Here is a 15068-nt window from a genome sequence, read left to right as displayed (position 1 = left end):
ACTGGTCACGCTACCGACGGCGCAGCCAGGCCCGAGCCCGCCGATCCCACTACAAACGCCGAGGCCACACCCTCCAGATGCGGTTGCAGTACTAGTCCGTGATCGCGTCCTGTCCATGAAAGCTCCCGGAGGGCGGTGACCCCGGCGGCGCACTTCCCTATGTGACCCATGGGACGGAGCCTGATGTGACCCATGGGACGGAGCCTGATGTGACCCATGGGGCGGAGCCTGGCCGGGTGGAGCAGCCCGTCATCCGTGCAGGTGGGCAAGAAGCTCGTCTCCAACGGGGTAGGGCCGTTCCCGGGGCAGCAGTCGGGCGGCGGAACCCAAATCCCCCTCGCCGACGAGGGCTTGGATCTCATGAGCGAGGGAGGTGACGTCGCGGATGCCGACCGTCCACTCGTCCGCGTACCGTCGTGCGGCCTCACCGGAGAGGCCGAGTTGCAGGGACCGGTACGGCAGGGAACGCAGGCGCAGGTCCCGCTCCGGGTCCCACTGCACGCGGGTGGGCGCGCGCCTCAACTGACGCTGCCAAGTGGCGCGGTCGGGGTGGACCCCGCGGGCGTAACTCGACAGACAGGCGTGGCGCAGCGCCCACTCGAAACCGTCTCGGGTGATCTCGACAGCGAGAACGGTCTCCTGCCCCTCCTTGGCGCCCCAGCCGCAGCGGTACATCATCCACAGGAACGACGGCTTGATCCACGTCATCCTGTCCCGCTTCCACACGGCGGGGAAACGGCCGTCGCGGGCAGCGGGCAGGCCGATGTGCGGGGAGTACGCCTGGTAGACGGTGATCGTGGATTCCGAGTGGGCCGCACGGATCCTGCGTCGCGGTTCTTCCATGGCGTACAGCGTGGAGTCGGCCGGTTCAGGCGGCCACTGATTTTCGGCTGCCGCCTCTCGGCGGCGGAGAGCTCCGACCCCAGCACCGGACGGCAGCCGGTGCATCGCTTCGGCGCTCGGCTGGGACCTGCCCCGGCAGGGACTCACGCCGGATCCGGCAGGTCCATCAGCGCGAGCTTGGCCGGGTCGATCACGATCGTCATCTCGGTGATCCGGCCGTCGACGACGGTGAACGCGACGACCGAGAGAGGGGTGCCGTCCTCGCGCCAGGACACGATCCCCGAGGAGCCGTTGACGAGCACCGCCCGCCCCTGTGCGGCCGCGCCGGCGGACATTTGCGCACCGGCTGCGACCTTGGTGGCGCCGAGAGTGACGACTACGCCGGACGGGGTGTCGACGGTCAGTTTCACCTCGGGGTCGAGTACCCGCAGCAACCCCTCGAAGTCGCCGCGGCGAGCCGCCGCCAGAAACGCCTGGACCACTTCGCGCTGTTCCCGTCCGGCGCCTGTGCGCCGCTCGGTCGCCCGCACCTTCCTTCGGGCGCGGCTGGCGAGCATCTTGGTGGCAGCGGTGGACTTGCCGAGGATCTGGCCGATCTCCTCGAACGGCACCGCGAACAGGTCGTGCAGCACGAACGCCAGCCGCTCGCTCGGCCGGAGCGACTCCAGGACGACGAGCAACGCGAACCCGACCGAGTCGGCGAGCACCGCGTCGTCCTCGGGAACAGGACCGTCGTCGAGCGTCACCACGAGCTCGGACAGGCGGTCGTCGTAGAACGCCTCCGGGCGGGCCTGGCGGGACCGCAGGACATCAAGGCTGATCCGGCCGACCACCGTGGTCAGCCAGCCGACGAGGTTGTGGATGGTCGCCGCGTCCTGACGGGAAAGGCGTAGCCAGGCCTCCTGGACCACGTCCTCGGCGTCGGCGTGCGATCCGAGCATGCGGTAGGCGACCGCGCGCAGCCGGTCGCGCTGGGCCTCGAACGCCTCGGCCATCGGTTCCGCCGGGCTGGTGTCGGACATGTTGTTACCTTCCTCGGCTCTGCTCCGTCACGGGTGATGACGGGCCCGGAGGGGCTCAGGTAACCGATGAAGGAGCAACACCGATGGAAGCACGCATGACAGGCCCGGCCGATCCCGACGTGATCACAGCGATCCAGCACCTCTACAAGGCGATTCACGCCGGGGGCGTGGACAAGCACCTGCTGTCCCTGGTCCACCTGCGCACCAGCCAGATCAACGGCTGCAGCCCCTGCGTCTTCGCCACGGTCCAGTCGGCGAAGAAGGCCGGTGAGACGGAGGAGCGGCTGCACAACGTGGTCGCGTGGCGTGAGACGTCCTTCTACACCGAGGAGGAGCGGGCGGCACTCGCCCTGACCGAGGCCGCCACCCGGCTCCAGGACGGCGCACCGGGCGTGACCGACGAGATCTGGGACGCCGCCGCCGACCACTTCAGCGAGGAGCAACTGGGCGCGATCATCCTGGAGATCGCGACGACCAACTTCTTCAACCGGATCAACCGCACGATCCGAGAGCAGGCCGGCAAGACCTGGTGACCCGGGCGGGGCGTCGTCCGCCCGGGGACAGCGCCTCCCCTCACCCGAGGGTGACGCCCCACGGACCGAGATGCTGCGGGGCCCGTGCGCGCCGAGATGCTGCGGGGCCCGTGCGCGCCGGTCGTGGCACGCCTCTTGGCTGGGCACGGCCCATGCCCAACACTCGGGCCATGACGCAGCGTGCGGAGCTCGCCACCGTGATGGACCGACTGGCCGTCGACGAGCTGGTCACCGACTACGCGGTGGCCGTCGAGGACGGGGACTGGACGGCGTACCGGGAGCTGTTCACGCCGGACGGACGGGCGGACTACCGTTCCGCGGGCGGGATCGAGGGGCCCGCGGGGCAGGTCGCCCACTGGCTCGCGGAGAGTCTGCGGGGGTTCCCGGTGCGGCAGCACCTCGTCGTGAACCGCCGCCTCCGCTTCGGGGTCCTGGAACGCGACCGGGGTGACACCGCCCGGCTCCGGGCCGACTACGTCTCCACGTTGCGGCTCGCCGGCGACGGCTCCTCGGCCGCGCCCGACGTCGTCCGCGGCGGCCGGTACGACTTCGGCCTGCTGCGCACGGACGACGGCTGGCGGCTGCACGAGGTGGTCGTCCGGGAGCTGTGGCGCGGGCCGCGCGACGGGGACACGTCTTCCTGACGGGCAGGCGCCGGTCCGCAGCCGCGTCCCCTGCCCTCTCCCCTGCCCTCTCCCCTGCCCTCTCCGCCGCCGCGAGGCCATCTGGTCGGAGATCACCGCGGGCGCGCACACTGGAGCCATCCGCGGGTAGGGAGGTGCCGTATGAAGACGTTCGGTCTCTGGCTCACCTCCCCGTGGCGGCGGTCGGCCGTGGTGGCGCTGGCCGGCGCGCTGCCCGTGCCGGCGTTCCCGGCGCCGGCCCTGTGGTGGTGGGCGTTCCTCGCGCTGGTTCCCTGGATCCTGCTCGCGCGCTCGGCGCCGACGGGACGGCGGGCGGTGTACGACGGCTGGAGCGGCGGGTTCGGGTTCATGCTGGCCATGCACCTGTGGCTGCTGCCGTTCCTGCACGTGTTCACCCTGGTGATCGCCGCGCTGCTGGGCGCGCTGTGGGCGCCGTGGGGCTGGCTGGTGCGCCGGTTCCTGGCGGGGGCGCCCGCGCGGGGGCGGGTCGTCGCCGCGCTCGTCGTACTGCCCTCGGGCTGGCTGGCCGTGGAACTCGTCCGCTCCTGGGAGGGCCTCGGCGGGCCGTGGGGCATGCTCGGCGCGAGTCAGTGGCAGGTGGAGCCGGCGCTGCGGCTGGCGTCCGTCGGCGGGGTGTGGCTGCTCAGCTTCCTGGTGGTGGCCGTGAACGTGGCGCTCGCCGTGCTCGCCGCCGTCCCGGCGCACCGGGTGCCCGCCGTCGCGGGGCTGGTCGCCACCGCGGCCGCGGCCTGCGCCGCGTGGGTGTGGTCGCCGCGTCCGGAGGTGACAGGACAGGCCCGGATCGCCGTGGTGCAGCCGGGCGTCGTCGAGGGGCCCGAGCGCCGCTTCGACCGGGAGGAACAGCTGACCCGCCGGCTCGCCGGGCAGGACGTCGACCTGATCGTCTGGGGCGAGAGCGGTGTCGGGTACGACCTGGACGACCGGCCCGACCTGGCGCGGCGGCTGGCGGCACTGTCCCGGGCGACCGGCGCCGAGATCCTGGTCAACGTGGACGCCCGCCGCTCCGACCGGCCCGGCATCTACAAGAGCTCGATCCTGGTCGGACCGGACGGCGCGACCGGCGACCGGTACGACAAGATGCGCCTGGTGCCGTTCGGCGAGTACGTGCCGGCCCGTTCCCTGCTCGGCTGGGCGACCTCGGTCGGCAAGGCGGCCGGCGAGGACCGCCGGCGCGGCGGCGGGCAGGTCGTGATGGATGTCGGGGCCGGGCTGCGGATCGGGCCGATGGTGTGCTTCGAGACCGCGTTCCCCGACATGAGCCGGCGGCTCGCCGCGGACGGTACGGACGTGCTGGTCGCGCAGTCGTCGACGTCGACGTTCCAGCGGAGCTGGGCGCCCGCGCAGCATGCCTCGCTCGGCGCCCTGCGCGCCGCGGAGACGGGCCGGCCGTTCGTCCACGCGACGTTGACGGGCGTCTCCGCGGTGTACGACGCGGGCGGCCGGCGTCTGGGCCCGGCGCTGGGGACGGACGCGAGCGCCGCGGCCGTCCGCGAGGTGCCGCTCACCGGGGGCACCACCCCGTACGTCCGCTTCGGCGACTGGCCGGTCCGCGCGGCGCTGCTCGTCCTGGCGGCCGTGTGCCTGGCGGAGGGGGCGCGGGCGGTCAGGACGCGGCGGAGCGCTCCGCCACCGCCCGCACCACCCGCTCGCACAGTTCGTGCGTCGCCAGCGCGTCCCGGGCGCTGAGCACCTTGCCCGCGCGCACGGCGTCCAGGAAGGTCAGGACGGCCTGTTCGATGCCGCGCTGGCGGGCCACCGGCACCCAGTCGCCGCGCCGCCGCACGGTCGGCTGGCCCTTGTGGTCGACGACCTCGGCGAGGTTGACGACCTGCCGCTTGGTGTCCTGCCCGGACACCTCGAGGATCTCCTCGTTCGAGCCGCTGAGGCGGTTCATGACGCCGAGCGCGGTGAAGCCGTCCCCGGCGAGCTGGAGGACGACGTGGTGCAGCAGCCCGTCCACGACCCGGGCCCGCACCGTCACGTCATCCACCGGGCCCGGCGCGAGGAACCGCAGGGTGTCCACGACGTGGATGAAGTCGTCGAGGATCATCGTGCGGGGCTGTTCGGGCAGCCCTATCCGGTTCTTCTGCATGAGGATCAGCTCGCGCGGATGGTCGGCGCACTGCGCGTAGCCGGGGGCGTGGCGCCGGTTGAAGCCGACGGCGAGGCTCGTCCCGCGTTCCTCCGCGAGCGCCACGAGCCGCTCGGAGTCGGCGAGTTCGTACGCCAGCGGCTTGTCGACGTACGTGGGGACGCCTGCCTGGAGCAGCCGGGCGACGATCTCGGGGTGGACGTCGGTGGGGGCGTGCACGAACGCGGCGTCCAGGCCCTGGGCGAGCAGCGCGTCGAGGTCCCGGTGCCGCTGCCCGGCGGGCACCCGGAGTGTGTCGGCGACCCGGTCGAGGGTGGCCGGTGTGCGGGTGTGCAGGTGCAGTTCGAGGCCGGGCAGCGCGCCGAGCACCGGCAGGTACGCCTTGCGCGCGATGTCGCCGAGTCCGATGCAGCCGACCTTCACGGGTGCTCCTTCACTGCGGGTCCGCGCTGTGCCTGTCCACGTCCGTCTGGACGGCAGCATACGGGGACGGCGGCGGCCGCCAGTCGGCGATCCCGTCGAAGCCGCGCAGGAAGAGGGCGGGCCCGAACGCCGACAGCGCGGCCACCGCGGTGTCGCGTACGGCGACGGCGACGGGGTGGGAGGCCATGCTGAGCCGGGCCGTCCGCAGCGCCTGCCGGGTGACGGCCGTCGTACGGGGCAGCCGGGCGGCCGTGTAGGCGGGGAGGTCGGCGCAGTGGTGGGCGAGGACGATCGCGTCCTCGACCGCCTGGTTGCCGCCCTGGCCGAGGGAGGGCGGCATCGCGTGCGCGGCGTCGCCGACGAGGGCGACACGGCCGCGGTGGAAGGCGGGCAGCGGCTCGGCCAGGTGGTGGACGTCGTGCCGCAGGACGTCCTCGGGGCGGGTGGCGGCGAGGATGTCGGGGACGGGCCGGTGCCAGTCGCCATAGCGGCGCAGCAGTTCGGCCCGTTCGTCGGGCGCGCGCTCCCCGGCCGGGGCGGTGGCGGCGGCGTACGCGTACACCCGGCCGTCCTTGAGCGGATGGGACCCCCACAGGCGGCCCCGGCCCCAGGTCTCGTGGGAGGCGAACTCCGCGCCGGGCAGCGGGATCACGATCCGCCAGGTGGTGAAGCCGGTGTACACCGGGCCGGGGTGGCCGGGGAAGAGGGTCCGGCGTACGGCGGAGTGGATGCCGTCGGCGGCGACCACCAGGTCGGCCTCCAGTTCGCCGGTGGGCGTGGTCACACGGGCCGGGCGGCCGGTGCCGCCCGGGTCGGCGAGGGCGGCGGGCGTGCCGGTGCGGACGGCGCCGGGCGGGAGCAGGCCGGCGAGGATGTCCACGAGGGTGGACCGGTGCAGCAGGACCAGGGGGCCGCCGAAGCGGGCGGCCACCGCGTCCGCGCCGGTGCGGCAGAGCCAGCGGCCGCGCGGGGTGCGCAGGCCGCCGTCGCCCTGCCAGGCGGCGAGGTCGCGGACGCGGTCGCCGACACCGAGGACGTCGAGGGCGCGCAGGGCGTTGGGGGCCAGGGAGATGGCGGCGCCGACGGGGGCCAGGGACGGGGCCCGCTCCAGGACGGTGACCCGCAGGCCGCGCCGGTGCAGGGCCGCGGCCGCGGTGAGGCCGCCGATCCCGCCCCCGACGACGACCGCGTGCTGCGACTGTGCCATGGCTCCTCCTCGGGTCGGACAACCCCGCCCCACTACATCTGTAGTGAGGCCATGGGCGTGACGATACTACGGGTGTAGTGCTGGCGGTAGGTTGGTCCCATGCCCCTGCCGGCCTCCGCCTCCCCCGGTCCGCCCGCCTCCCCCGGTTCCCCCGCCGCCCCCGGCTCGTCCCCCTCCCCCGGTTCATCGACTTCCTCCGGCTCGTCGACTTCCTCCGGCTCGTCGACTTCCTCCGGCTCCCGTGCCGAACTGGTCGCCGACACCGCGCTCGCCCTGCTCGCCGAGCGGGGCATGCGCGGGCTGACGCACCGGGCGGTGGACGAGGCGGGTGGGCTGCCCCAGGGGTCCACCTCCAACCTCGCCCGCACCCGGCAGGCGCTGCTCGGGCTGGCCGTGCGGCGGCTCGCCGAGCGGGAGGCCCGGGTGCTGGCACTGGAGGAGATGCCGGATCCGCGCGGCGGCCCCGGCGCGCTGACCGAACCCCTGGCCCTGGCGGTGCACCGCTCCCTGGCCCACCACCGCGACCTGCTCGTCGCCCGCTACGAACTGGCCCTGGAGGCCACCCGCCGCCCCGAACTGCGGACCTTCTACGACACGGCCGGCGCCGCCTTCCGCGACCGGCTCACCGCCCTGCTCACCGCCGCGGGCTCTCCCGACCCGGCCCGGCACGTGCTGTCCCTGGTCGCCTGGGCGGACGGGCTGATGTTCTCCTGCGTGGCCGGTTCCTTCGGCGCGCGGACGCCGAGCCTGGACGAGGTACGGGCGGGGCTGCGGGAACTGCTCGACGGCATGCTCGGCGGCTGACGGCGGGCCCGTCGGCCGCCCGCCCGCCGGCTCCCCGGCAGACGACCGCGGAAAAGACGTGGTGGCCGCGGGGCCCGTTGGGAAACGATGCGGGCATGACGACACAGCGAAGCGAACCGGCGGGCGACGCCGACGAGCGCACCATGCTGGAGGGGTGGCTGGAGTACCACCGGCAGACCCTGGCGTGGAAGTGCGAGGGCCTCACCGACGCCCAGCTCCGCAGCGCCTCGGCGCCGCCGTCCGAGCTGTCCCTGATGGGGCTGGTGCGGCACATGGCGGAGGTGGAACGCGGCTGGTTCCGTGCGGTCCTCATGGGCGAGGACGCGGGGCCGATCTACTTCAGCGACGAGGACCCCGACGGGGAGTTCCACCTCACCGAGGCGGACACCTGGCGGGAGGCGCACACCACCTGGCAGGACGAGATCGGTGTCGCCCGGCGCAACGCGGCCGGACACGGGCTCGACGAGCCCTCCCGGGGCGTCCGCCGTTCCACGGGGGAGCCGTACAGCCTGCGCTGGATCTACACGCACATGATCGAGGAGTACGCCCGGCACAACGGCCACGCCGACCTGCTCCGCGAGCGCGTCGACGGCGTCACGGGGGACTGACACGACGTCAGCGCGGAAGGGCTGTCCTCCCCCTCAGGGGGCGGTGGATCACCCGTGTGGGCCACTGCCCGCCCGACCGCCGTGCCTGCACGGGCCGGACCCAGCAGAGTGGCGCGGGTGCATCGAACGACGTCGACCACCGCGACGCTCCTGGTGACCGTGGCCGTCTCGGCCCTGACCGGATGCGTGACCCTCCAGCACCCGCCGGCGCCGGGCCCGCCCGCGGCCCCCTCCTCACCGTCCGCGCCCACGACCGCGCCGCTGCCGACGCCGGACGGCCGGGCCGGCACCCGGGTCGTCCAGGCTCCCGCCCTGGAGGCGCTGGAGAGGGTGGGTACGCCGCGCGCGCCGGAACCGACCGCGCCGCCACGGGCGCGGCGGACCACCCCGCCGGCACCGGCCACGTCGGCCCCGGCCGCGCAGCCGCCGCCCCGCACCGCCCCGCAAGCGCGTCCCCGCACCGTCCCGCAGCAGCGCCCCCGCACCCGCCCGGCACGGCCGGAACCCGCGCGCCCGGCGTCACCGCGCGGGGAGATCCCCGACGTGCGGGAGGAGGTCGAGAGGAACACCGACGTCTGCGCTCTCGGCAGGCGGTACGGGGGCTGGCCTTCGGACAGCCCGCAGGCGGTGATCTGCGAGCAGGCGTACTGACGGCAGGGCGCTGGGTCGCGACCTGGGCCTGGCCTAGGCCCCGCCGGGGTGGCCGCAGCCGGGCTCCCCCAGCCGCAGTTCCATCCTGATGATGGCCGCCCGCACCCCGTCCCCGTAGCTGTCGTCGCCGAGCGCGCCGGCCGCTCCCCGCGCCCTGCGCACATGGGCGCGGGCGGCCTCGGAGCGGCCCAGCTTCACGTAGTCCGCCGCCAGGTTGAGCTGGAGCGAGGGGTACAGCGCCCGCACCTCGGGCGAGTCACCGTCCTCCTCGGCCGCCGTCAGGGCCCGCAGATCCCAGGCCAGCTCGTCGAACGGGTCGTCCTGGGTGTCGGCGAGGTAGTGGGCCAGTGTGCAGCGGTGCAGCGCGTCACCGTCCTCGCCGATCTCCGTCCACAGCTCGAGCAGGCGGCGCCGGGCCTCCTCGCGGTCTCCCCCGTGGTGCAGCATCACGACCTGCCCGATGCGCGTCAGCACGGCGTCGGGCGCCGTCTGCCCCTGTCGATCCACCACGGCGGCCTCCTTGCGTCGTTGCCACGACGCTAACCGGAGCCGGTGGCGATCCCGGTCAGGCTCCACCGGACCGGTCGCAGTCGAACCGGGCCGGTCGGAGTCGAACTGGGCCGGTCACGGTCGGAACAGGCCGGTCACGGTCGAACCGGGCCGGTCGGAGTCGGAACGGGCCGGCCCGGGAAGGGGCGGCCCAGGTTCGGGAGGGGGCAGCCCAGGTTCGAAGGACGTCAGCCCAGGTTCGGGATCGTCCAGTCGATCGGCTCGTGGCCCTGCCGGGCCACCGCCTCGTTGATCTGGGTGAACGGCCGGGAGCCGAAGAACTTCTTCGCGGACAGCGGGGAGGGGTGCGCGCCCTTGACCACCACGTGCCGCGTCTCGTCGATCAGGGGCAGCTTCTTCTGCGCGTAGTTGCCCCAGAGGACGAACACCGCCGGGTCGGGACGGTCGGCCACGGCCCGGATCACCGCGTCCGTGAACTTCTCCCAGCCCTTGCCCTTGTGCGAGTTCGCCTCGCCGGAGCGGACGGTGAGGACCGCGTTGAGCAGCAGCACGCCCTGCCGGGCCCACGGCATGAGGTAGCCGTTGTCGGGGACGGGCGTGCCCAGCTCCTCGTGCATCTCCTTGTAGATGTTGCGCAGCGACGGCGGGATCTTCACGCCGGGCCGCACCGAGAAGCACAGGCCGTGCCCCTGGCCCTCGCCGTGGTACGGGTCCTGGCCGAGGACCAGGACCTTCACCCGCTCGTACGGCGTCGCGTCGAGCGCGGCGAAGACCTCCTCGCGCGGAGGGTAGACGGGACCCTTCGCTCGCTCCTCCTCGACGAACTCCGTCAGCTCCTTGAAGTAGGGCTGCTGCAGCTCGTCGCCGAGGACCCCGCGCCAGGACTCGGGCAGCATGGCGATGTCGGTCACGTCAACGTCCTTCGTTGTGCGGTCACTTCCAGACCACAGAACCTACAGGCGACCACTGACAACGGGCACCGCGGTCCGTCCGGCGAACGCCTGGCACCGGGCTCCGCCGCCGACGGGCGCGCCGTCCGCGCCATCAGCCCGCCTTGCGGGACAGCTCCCACACCCTCACGATCGTCGACGGGTCCAGCGCCCGCTCCCCGCCGGAGATGTCCTCGTGGGCAGAACCGCAGCGCCACGCCGGGTGAAGCGGGGGCGGAGAAACGATGCGATCGCGTCGGAGGGCGACGACGTCGTCATCCCGGTGTGCGACAACCTGTGAGACGCACGCGACGGGCGCCGCCTCCGGTCGGGAAGCGGCGCCCTGGGGCCGTGCGGGGCCGTGCGGGGTGGGGCGGTCAGCCCACGCCGGCGTTGAGGAAGATGCCGCCGTCGACGACGAGCGTCTGGCCGGTGACCCAGTCGGACTGCTCGGAGGTCAGGAACGCGGCGGCGCCTCCGATGTCGGAGGGCGCGCCGAGCCGGCCCAGCGGGTAGGAGGCCGCGACCTCGGCCTCCCGGCCCTCGTACAGGGCCTGCGCGAACTTGGTCTTGATCACGGCGGGAGCGATCGCGTTGACCCGTACCCGCGGCGCGAACTCGTGCGCCAGCTGCTGGGTCAGGTTGATCATCGCGGCCTTGCTGACGCCGTACGCGCCGATGAAGGGCGAGGCCGACAGGCCCGCGACGGAGGCGATGTTGACGATGGCGCCGCCGTTGTCCTTCTGCCAGGCGTGCCAGGTCTTCTGGGCGAAGCCGAGGGCGGAGACCACGTTGGTCTCGAAGACCTTGCGGACCACGTCCAGGTCGAGGTCGGCGATGGGCCCGAAGACCGGGTTCGTGCCGGCGTTGTTGACCAGGTAGTCGATGCGGCCGAAGGCCTCCATCGTGCGGTCGACGACGGCGGCCTGGTGGTCCAGGTCGTGGGCCCGGCCGGCGACGCCGATGACGCGGTCGGCGCCGAGCTTCTCGACGGTCTCCTTGAGGGCGTCCTCGTTGCGGCCGGTGATGCAGAGCCGGTCGCCGCGGGCGAGGAGCGCTTCGGCGACGCCGAGGCCGATGCCGCGGCTGGCGCCCGTGATCAGGGCGACCTTGCCGGAGAGGGCGGGCAGTTCAGTCATGTCGGTGACCCCTGGTGAGCTAGTTGAGCGGTCCGCCGGCGACGTACAGCACCTGGCCGGAGACGAAGCCGGCGGCCTCGCCCGTGAAGAAGGCGATCGCGTTGGCGATGTCGTCGGGCTCGCCGACGCGCTGCACCGGGATCTGCGAGGCGGCCGCCTTCTGGAAGTCCTCGAAGCCCATGCCGACCCGCGCGGCGGTCGCGGCCGTCATGTCGGTGACGATGAAGCCGGGGGCGACGGCGTTGGCGGTGATGCCGAACTTGCCGAGCTCGATGGCGAGGGTCTTGGTGAAGCCCTGGAGACCGGCCTTGGCTGCCGAGTAGTTGGCCTGGCCCCGATTGCCGAGCGCGGAGGACGAGGAGAGGTTGACGATGCGGCCGAAGCCTGCGTCGACCATGTGCTTCTGGACGGCCTTGGTCATCAGGAACGAGCCGCGCAGGTGCACGTTCAGGACGGTGTCCCAGTCGGAGGCGCTCATCTTGAACAGCAGGTTGTCGCGGAGCACGCCCGCGTTGTTGACGAGGATCGTCGGGGCGCCGAGCTCCTCGGCCACGCGGGCGACGGCCGCCTCGACCTGGGCCTCGTCGGAGACGTCGGCGCCGACCGCGATCGCCCGGCCGCCCGCCGAGGTGATCTTCTCGACGGTGTCCTTGCAGGCGGCCTCGTCGAGGTCGACGACCGCGACCGCGCGGCCCTCGGCGGCCAGCCGTACGGCCGTGGCGGCGCCGATGCCGCGTGCCGCGCCCGTGACTACTGCGACCCGCTGCTCAGTGGTGGACATTGCTGCTTCTCCTCGCCCTTGGGGTGCGGCTCCACGCGACCGGCTCCATGGGTGACCGACCGCTTAGTACCTTCAGCAGACGTGACGCTAGAAGTCCTGGCACCCGGTGTCAACGGCGCACCGCGCGCGTGTGATCCATTACCTCACCAGCAGCGTGAGGAGCCGCTCCGTCTCGGCGGCCGCGTCGGTGGTGAGCCCGGTGTGCACGGGGCCGGGCTGGACGACGGCGGAGCGGGGCGCGATCAGCCAGCGGAAACGCCGGCCGGCGTCGTCGCCGGCCGCCTGACCGGCCGCGTCCCCGCCGCCGCACACCGTCTCCACCGCCCGCAGGGCGGCGCGGACGCCGGCCACGTCCGCGTGCGGGTCGAGGGCCAGCAGCCGTGCCTCGTCGAGATGCGTGCGGGCGCCCACGTAGGCCTGGGCCCGGCAGTAGACGAGCACGCCGGCGTTGATGCACTCGCCGCGCTCGACGCGGGGGACGACCCGCAGCAGGGCGTACTCGTAGACGTCCCGTTCGTTCGCCTCGCTGGCCCTGATGATGTGGCGGTCGTTCACTCGGCCCCCTTGATGCGTTCGTGGATGACGGCGGCGCGCGCCAGGAGGGGTGCCGCGTAGGCGCGGCGCAGCGCGTCCGGGGTGTCGAAGCCGGGCTCGTCGGCGAGCCAGACGTCCGGGATCTCGGCGGTGACCTCGGCGAGGAGGTCCGCGGTGACCAGGGGGGCCAGCTCGGCGGCCGCGGCGGCGGTGTCGGGCCGGAAGCGGGCGAGGGCGTGGTCGCCGGCGTCGTAGGGGCGGGCGGCGGAGGTCTCGGCGGAGGGCCAGTTGTGGTGCCAGATGAGGGTGGCGCCATGGTCGATGAGCCACAGGTCGCCGCCGTGCACGAGCAGGTTGGGGTTGCGCCAGGAGCGGTCGACGTTGTTCACCAGCGCGTCGAACCAGACGATCCGGCCGGCCTCCTCGGGGCTCACCGGGAAGGCGAGCGGGTCGAAGCCGAGGGCGCCGGAGAGGAAGTCCATGCCGAGGTTGGTGCCGCGGCTGGAGCGCAGCAGGTCCTGCACCTGCTGGTCGGGTTCGCCGAGCCCCAGCACCGGGTCGACCTCGACGGTGACCAGGCGGGGCATCCGCAGACCCAGCCGGCGGGCGAGTTCGCCGCAGACCACCTCGGCGACGAGCGTCTTGCGGCCCTGTCCGGCGCCGGTGAACTTCAGGACGTAGGTGGCGAGGTCGTCGGCCTCGACGAGCCCCGGCAGCGAGCCGCCCTCACGCAGGGGCGTGATGTAACGGGTCGCGACGACTTCCTTGAGCATCGCCCCAGGCTACTGGGGCCCGGATGCCGGGACCCGCCCGGCCGACAGCTCCGCGACAGCCGTGGCTTACGCCGCCCTCACCCCGGAGGGGCCACCATCTCGAACACCGTCCGGGCCTAACGAGCGACGGGCGGCCGTCGAACGACCGACGGGCGTGCGCCGGACGACCGACGGGCGTGCGCCGGACGACCGACGGGCGTGCGCCGGACGACCGCCGCGCGGCTTGAACACCGTGCGCAAACGGCCCGTACCTTCCCGCAGATCACCGAACCTCCCCGGAAGGGATTCCCCGCATGACCAGCGCATCGATCAAACCCGTTCCGACGCCCGCCCGCCGTACCGTCGTGGCGGCCGCCGGAGCCGCGGGGCTCGCCGTCGCGCTGACCGCGTGCGGCGGCTCCGACGACGACACGTCGGGTTCCTCGGCCTCGGCCGGCACCTCGGACTCCGCCGGATCGACCGGTTCGACGGGCGGCTCCGGGTCGGCGGACACCGGCGGCGCGGCGGCCGACGGCGCGCTCACGACCACCGCCGAGATCCCCGAGGGCGGTGGCAAGGTCTTCGACGCGCAGAAGGTGGTCGTCACCCAGCCGGCGGCGGGCGAGTTCAAGGCGTTCTCGGCGGTCTGCACCCACCAGGGGTGCGCGGTGAAGAGCATCGCGGACGGCGTCATCAACTGTCCGTGCCACAACAGCAACTTCTCGATCACGGACGGCAGCGTGCAGAGCGGTCCGGCGACGAAGCCGCTGCCCGAGGTGCAGATCACGGTCAGCGGGGACTCGATCACCCTCGCCTGACGCGTGCCCAGCCCCTCCGGCCAGGCCGGCCCTCGTCCTCGGCCGCGACCGCGGCGACCGCGGCGACCGGCACGGGAGTGCGGCGGATCATCGCGGGGGTGCGCTCCGGTGGCAACCCCGTACCGCTTGTCGGCATGACGTCGGAGAATCGCCCGAGGCACGACGTGGGAGAAGCGAAGCGAACAGGAGAGAGGGCCGGATGACCGTCACTCAGCGCCGGGGCCGGAAGATCATGATGACGCCGGGCGAGCTGGACTCGTTCCTGACCGCCCAGCGCACCTGCCGGGTCGCCACCGTCTCCGCCGACGGCGCCCCGCACGTCAGCGCCCTGTGGTTCCTGTGGGACGGCTCCGCGCTGTGGCTGTACTCGGTGGTGCGCAGCAAGCGGTGGGCGGACCTGCGGCGCGATCCGCGGGTCGCGGTCGTGGTCGACACGGGCGAGGAGTACGAGTCGCTGCGCGGCGTCGAGCTGTCCGGCACCGTGGAGTTCGTGGGCGAGATCCCACGCACCGGGGAACTGTGCGCCGAACTCGACGCGGTGGAGACGCTGTTCGCCCGCAAGAACTTCGGGCTGGACTCGATTCCGCACGACGGGCGGCACGCGTGGCTGCGGCTGCGGCCGGAGAAGACCGTGTCCTGGGACTTCCGCAAGCTGGCGGCCGGCGGATAGGCCGGCGGGCGGGAGCGGCCGGGAACGGGAACGGCCCTGGGCGGGAACGGCCGGGGACAGGAACGGCCGGGGACAGGAACGGCCGGG

Annotated in this window: 18 protein-coding genes; 8 read left to right on the top strand and 10 right to left on the bottom strand. The window is 73.5% G+C overall.

Translation table 11 applies throughout. The features are described from left to right. Positions 1-249: 249 nt before the first annotated feature. The gene (locus ACFV9M_RS33025; RefSeq protein WP_385076494.1) at positions 250-843 is read right to left on the bottom strand and encodes a DUF4291 domain-containing protein; all 594 of its coding nucleotides are present in this window, start codon (positions 841-843) and stop codon (positions 250-252) included. Positions 844-986: 143 nt separating this feature from the next. After that, a complete protein-coding gene (locus ACFV9M_RS33020) occupies positions 987-1865 on the bottom strand; it encodes a sigma-70 family RNA polymerase sigma factor (RefSeq protein ID WP_385076492.1) in 879 nt (292 codons plus the stop codon). 83 nt (positions 1866-1948) lie between these two features. On the opposite strand from ACFV9M_RS33020, the gene ACFV9M_RS33015 reads away from it, so the two are divergent. The 3 genes from ACFV9M_RS33015 (at position 1949) to lnt (ending at position 4749) form a co-directional block, all read left to right on the top strand. Beyond that, complete coding sequence (locus ACFV9M_RS33015; protein WP_385076489.1) at positions 1949-2398, top strand: carboxymuconolactone decarboxylase family protein; 450 nt, start codon at positions 1949-1951, stop codon at positions 2396-2398. Positions 2399-2568: 170 nt separating this feature from the next. After that, positions 2569-3042, top strand: coding sequence for a nuclear transport factor 2 family protein (locus tag ACFV9M_RS33010; protein WP_385076486.1), 474 nt, complete (start codon positions 2569-2571; stop codon positions 3040-3042). A gap of 141 nt (positions 3043-3183) precedes the next feature. After that, a complete protein-coding gene (gene lnt / locus ACFV9M_RS33005) occupies positions 3184-4749 on the top strand; it encodes an apolipoprotein N-acyltransferase (protein WP_385076483.1) in 1566 nt (521 codons plus the stop codon). On the opposite strand, the gene ACFV9M_RS33000 is transcribed toward lnt, so the two are convergent. Continuing rightward, complete coding sequence (locus ACFV9M_RS33000) at positions 4667-5578, bottom strand: Gfo/Idh/MocA family protein (protein WP_385076480.1); 912 nt, start codon at positions 5576-5578, stop codon at positions 4667-4669. The genes lnt and ACFV9M_RS33000 overlap by 83 nt on opposite strands. Positions 5579-5588: 10 nt before the next feature. Next, the gene (locus tag ACFV9M_RS32995) at positions 5589-6785 is read right to left on the bottom strand and encodes an FAD-dependent oxidoreductase (RefSeq protein ID WP_385076477.1); all 1197 of its coding nucleotides are present in this window, start codon (positions 6783-6785) and stop codon (positions 5589-5591) included. Positions 6786-6884: 99 nt separating this feature from the next. Here ACFV9M_RS32995 and ACFV9M_RS32990 point away from each other — a divergent pair, with 99 nt between their 5' ends. The 3 genes from ACFV9M_RS32990 to ACFV9M_RS32980 all read left to right on the top strand — a co-directional run bounded on the left by ACFV9M_RS32990 (position 6885) and on the right by ACFV9M_RS32980 (position 8848). Continuing rightward, positions 6885-7589, top strand: coding sequence for a TetR/AcrR family transcriptional regulator (locus tag ACFV9M_RS32990; RefSeq protein WP_385076474.1), 705 nt, complete (start codon positions 6885-6887; stop codon positions 7587-7589). Positions 7590-7684: 95 nt separating this feature from the next. Continuing rightward, positions 7685-8197, top strand: coding sequence for a DinB family protein (locus tag ACFV9M_RS32985; protein WP_385076471.1), 513 nt, complete (start codon positions 7685-7687; stop codon positions 8195-8197). Positions 8198-8314: 117 nt separating this feature from the next. Beyond that, a complete protein-coding gene (locus ACFV9M_RS32980; RefSeq protein ID WP_385076468.1) occupies positions 8315-8848 on the top strand; it encodes a hypothetical protein in 534 nt (177 codons plus the stop codon). A gap of 33 nt (positions 8849-8881) precedes the next feature. Here the strand turns inward: ACFV9M_RS32980 and ACFV9M_RS32975 are convergent, their stop codons facing one another. The 6 genes from ACFV9M_RS32975 to ACFV9M_RS32950 form a co-directional block, all read right to left on the bottom strand. Further along, positions 8882-9358 (bottom strand): hypothetical protein, encoded by a 477-nt coding sequence (locus ACFV9M_RS32975; protein ID WP_385076465.1) that lies wholly within the window; start codon positions 9356-9358, stop codon positions 8882-8884. A 227-nt stretch (positions 9359-9585) separates the two neighbouring features. Next, positions 9586-10269, bottom strand: a complete 684-nt coding sequence (ung, locus tag ACFV9M_RS32970) for a uracil-DNA glycosylase (RefSeq protein ID WP_385076463.1) — start codon at positions 10267-10269, stop codon at positions 9586-9588. A gap of 395 nt (positions 10270-10664) precedes the next feature. Then, positions 10665-11426 carry an SDR family oxidoreductase gene (locus ACFV9M_RS32965; RefSeq protein ID WP_385076460.1) on the bottom strand — a complete coding sequence of 254 codons (762 nt, stop codon included), beginning with the start codon at positions 11424-11426 and terminating at the stop codon, positions 10665-10667. Between the two features lie 19 nt (positions 11427-11445). Further along, positions 11446-12207, bottom strand: a complete 762-nt coding sequence (gene fabG, locus ACFV9M_RS32960; RefSeq protein ID WP_385076458.1) for a 3-oxoacyl-ACP reductase FabG — start codon at positions 12205-12207, stop codon at positions 11446-11448. A 138-nt stretch (positions 12208-12345) separates the two neighbouring features. Continuing rightward, positions 12346-12762 carry a DUF3037 domain-containing protein gene (locus ACFV9M_RS32955; RefSeq protein WP_385076455.1) on the bottom strand — a complete coding sequence of 139 codons (417 nt, stop codon included), beginning with the start codon at positions 12760-12762 and terminating at the stop codon, positions 12346-12348. Further along, positions 12759-13514, bottom strand: coding sequence for a HipA family kinase (locus tag ACFV9M_RS32950; RefSeq protein WP_385076452.1), 756 nt, complete (start codon positions 13512-13514; stop codon positions 12759-12761). The genes ACFV9M_RS32955 and ACFV9M_RS32950 overlap by 4 nt, the downstream gene beginning before the upstream one ends. Before the next feature lie 293 nt (positions 13515-13807). Between ACFV9M_RS32950 and ACFV9M_RS32945 the strand changes: the two genes are divergently transcribed. Next, a complete protein-coding gene (locus tag ACFV9M_RS32945; protein WP_385076449.1) occupies positions 13808-14311 on the top strand; it encodes a Rieske (2Fe-2S) protein in 504 nt (167 codons plus the stop codon). A gap of 199 nt (positions 14312-14510) precedes the next feature. Further along, positions 14511-14981, top strand: coding sequence for a pyridoxamine 5'-phosphate oxidase family protein (locus ACFV9M_RS32940; protein WP_385076446.1), 471 nt, complete (start codon positions 14511-14513; stop codon positions 14979-14981). Positions 14982-15068 lie beyond the last annotated feature (87 nt).

Source organism: Streptomyces sp. NPDC059895 (assembly GCF_042731035.1).
Lineage (GTDB): Bacteria > Actinomycetota > Actinomycetes > Streptomycetales > Streptomycetaceae > Streptomyces.
The sequence above is the reverse complement of the archived record's forward strand: the minus strand, read 5'-3'. Positions and strand labels throughout refer to the sequence as shown.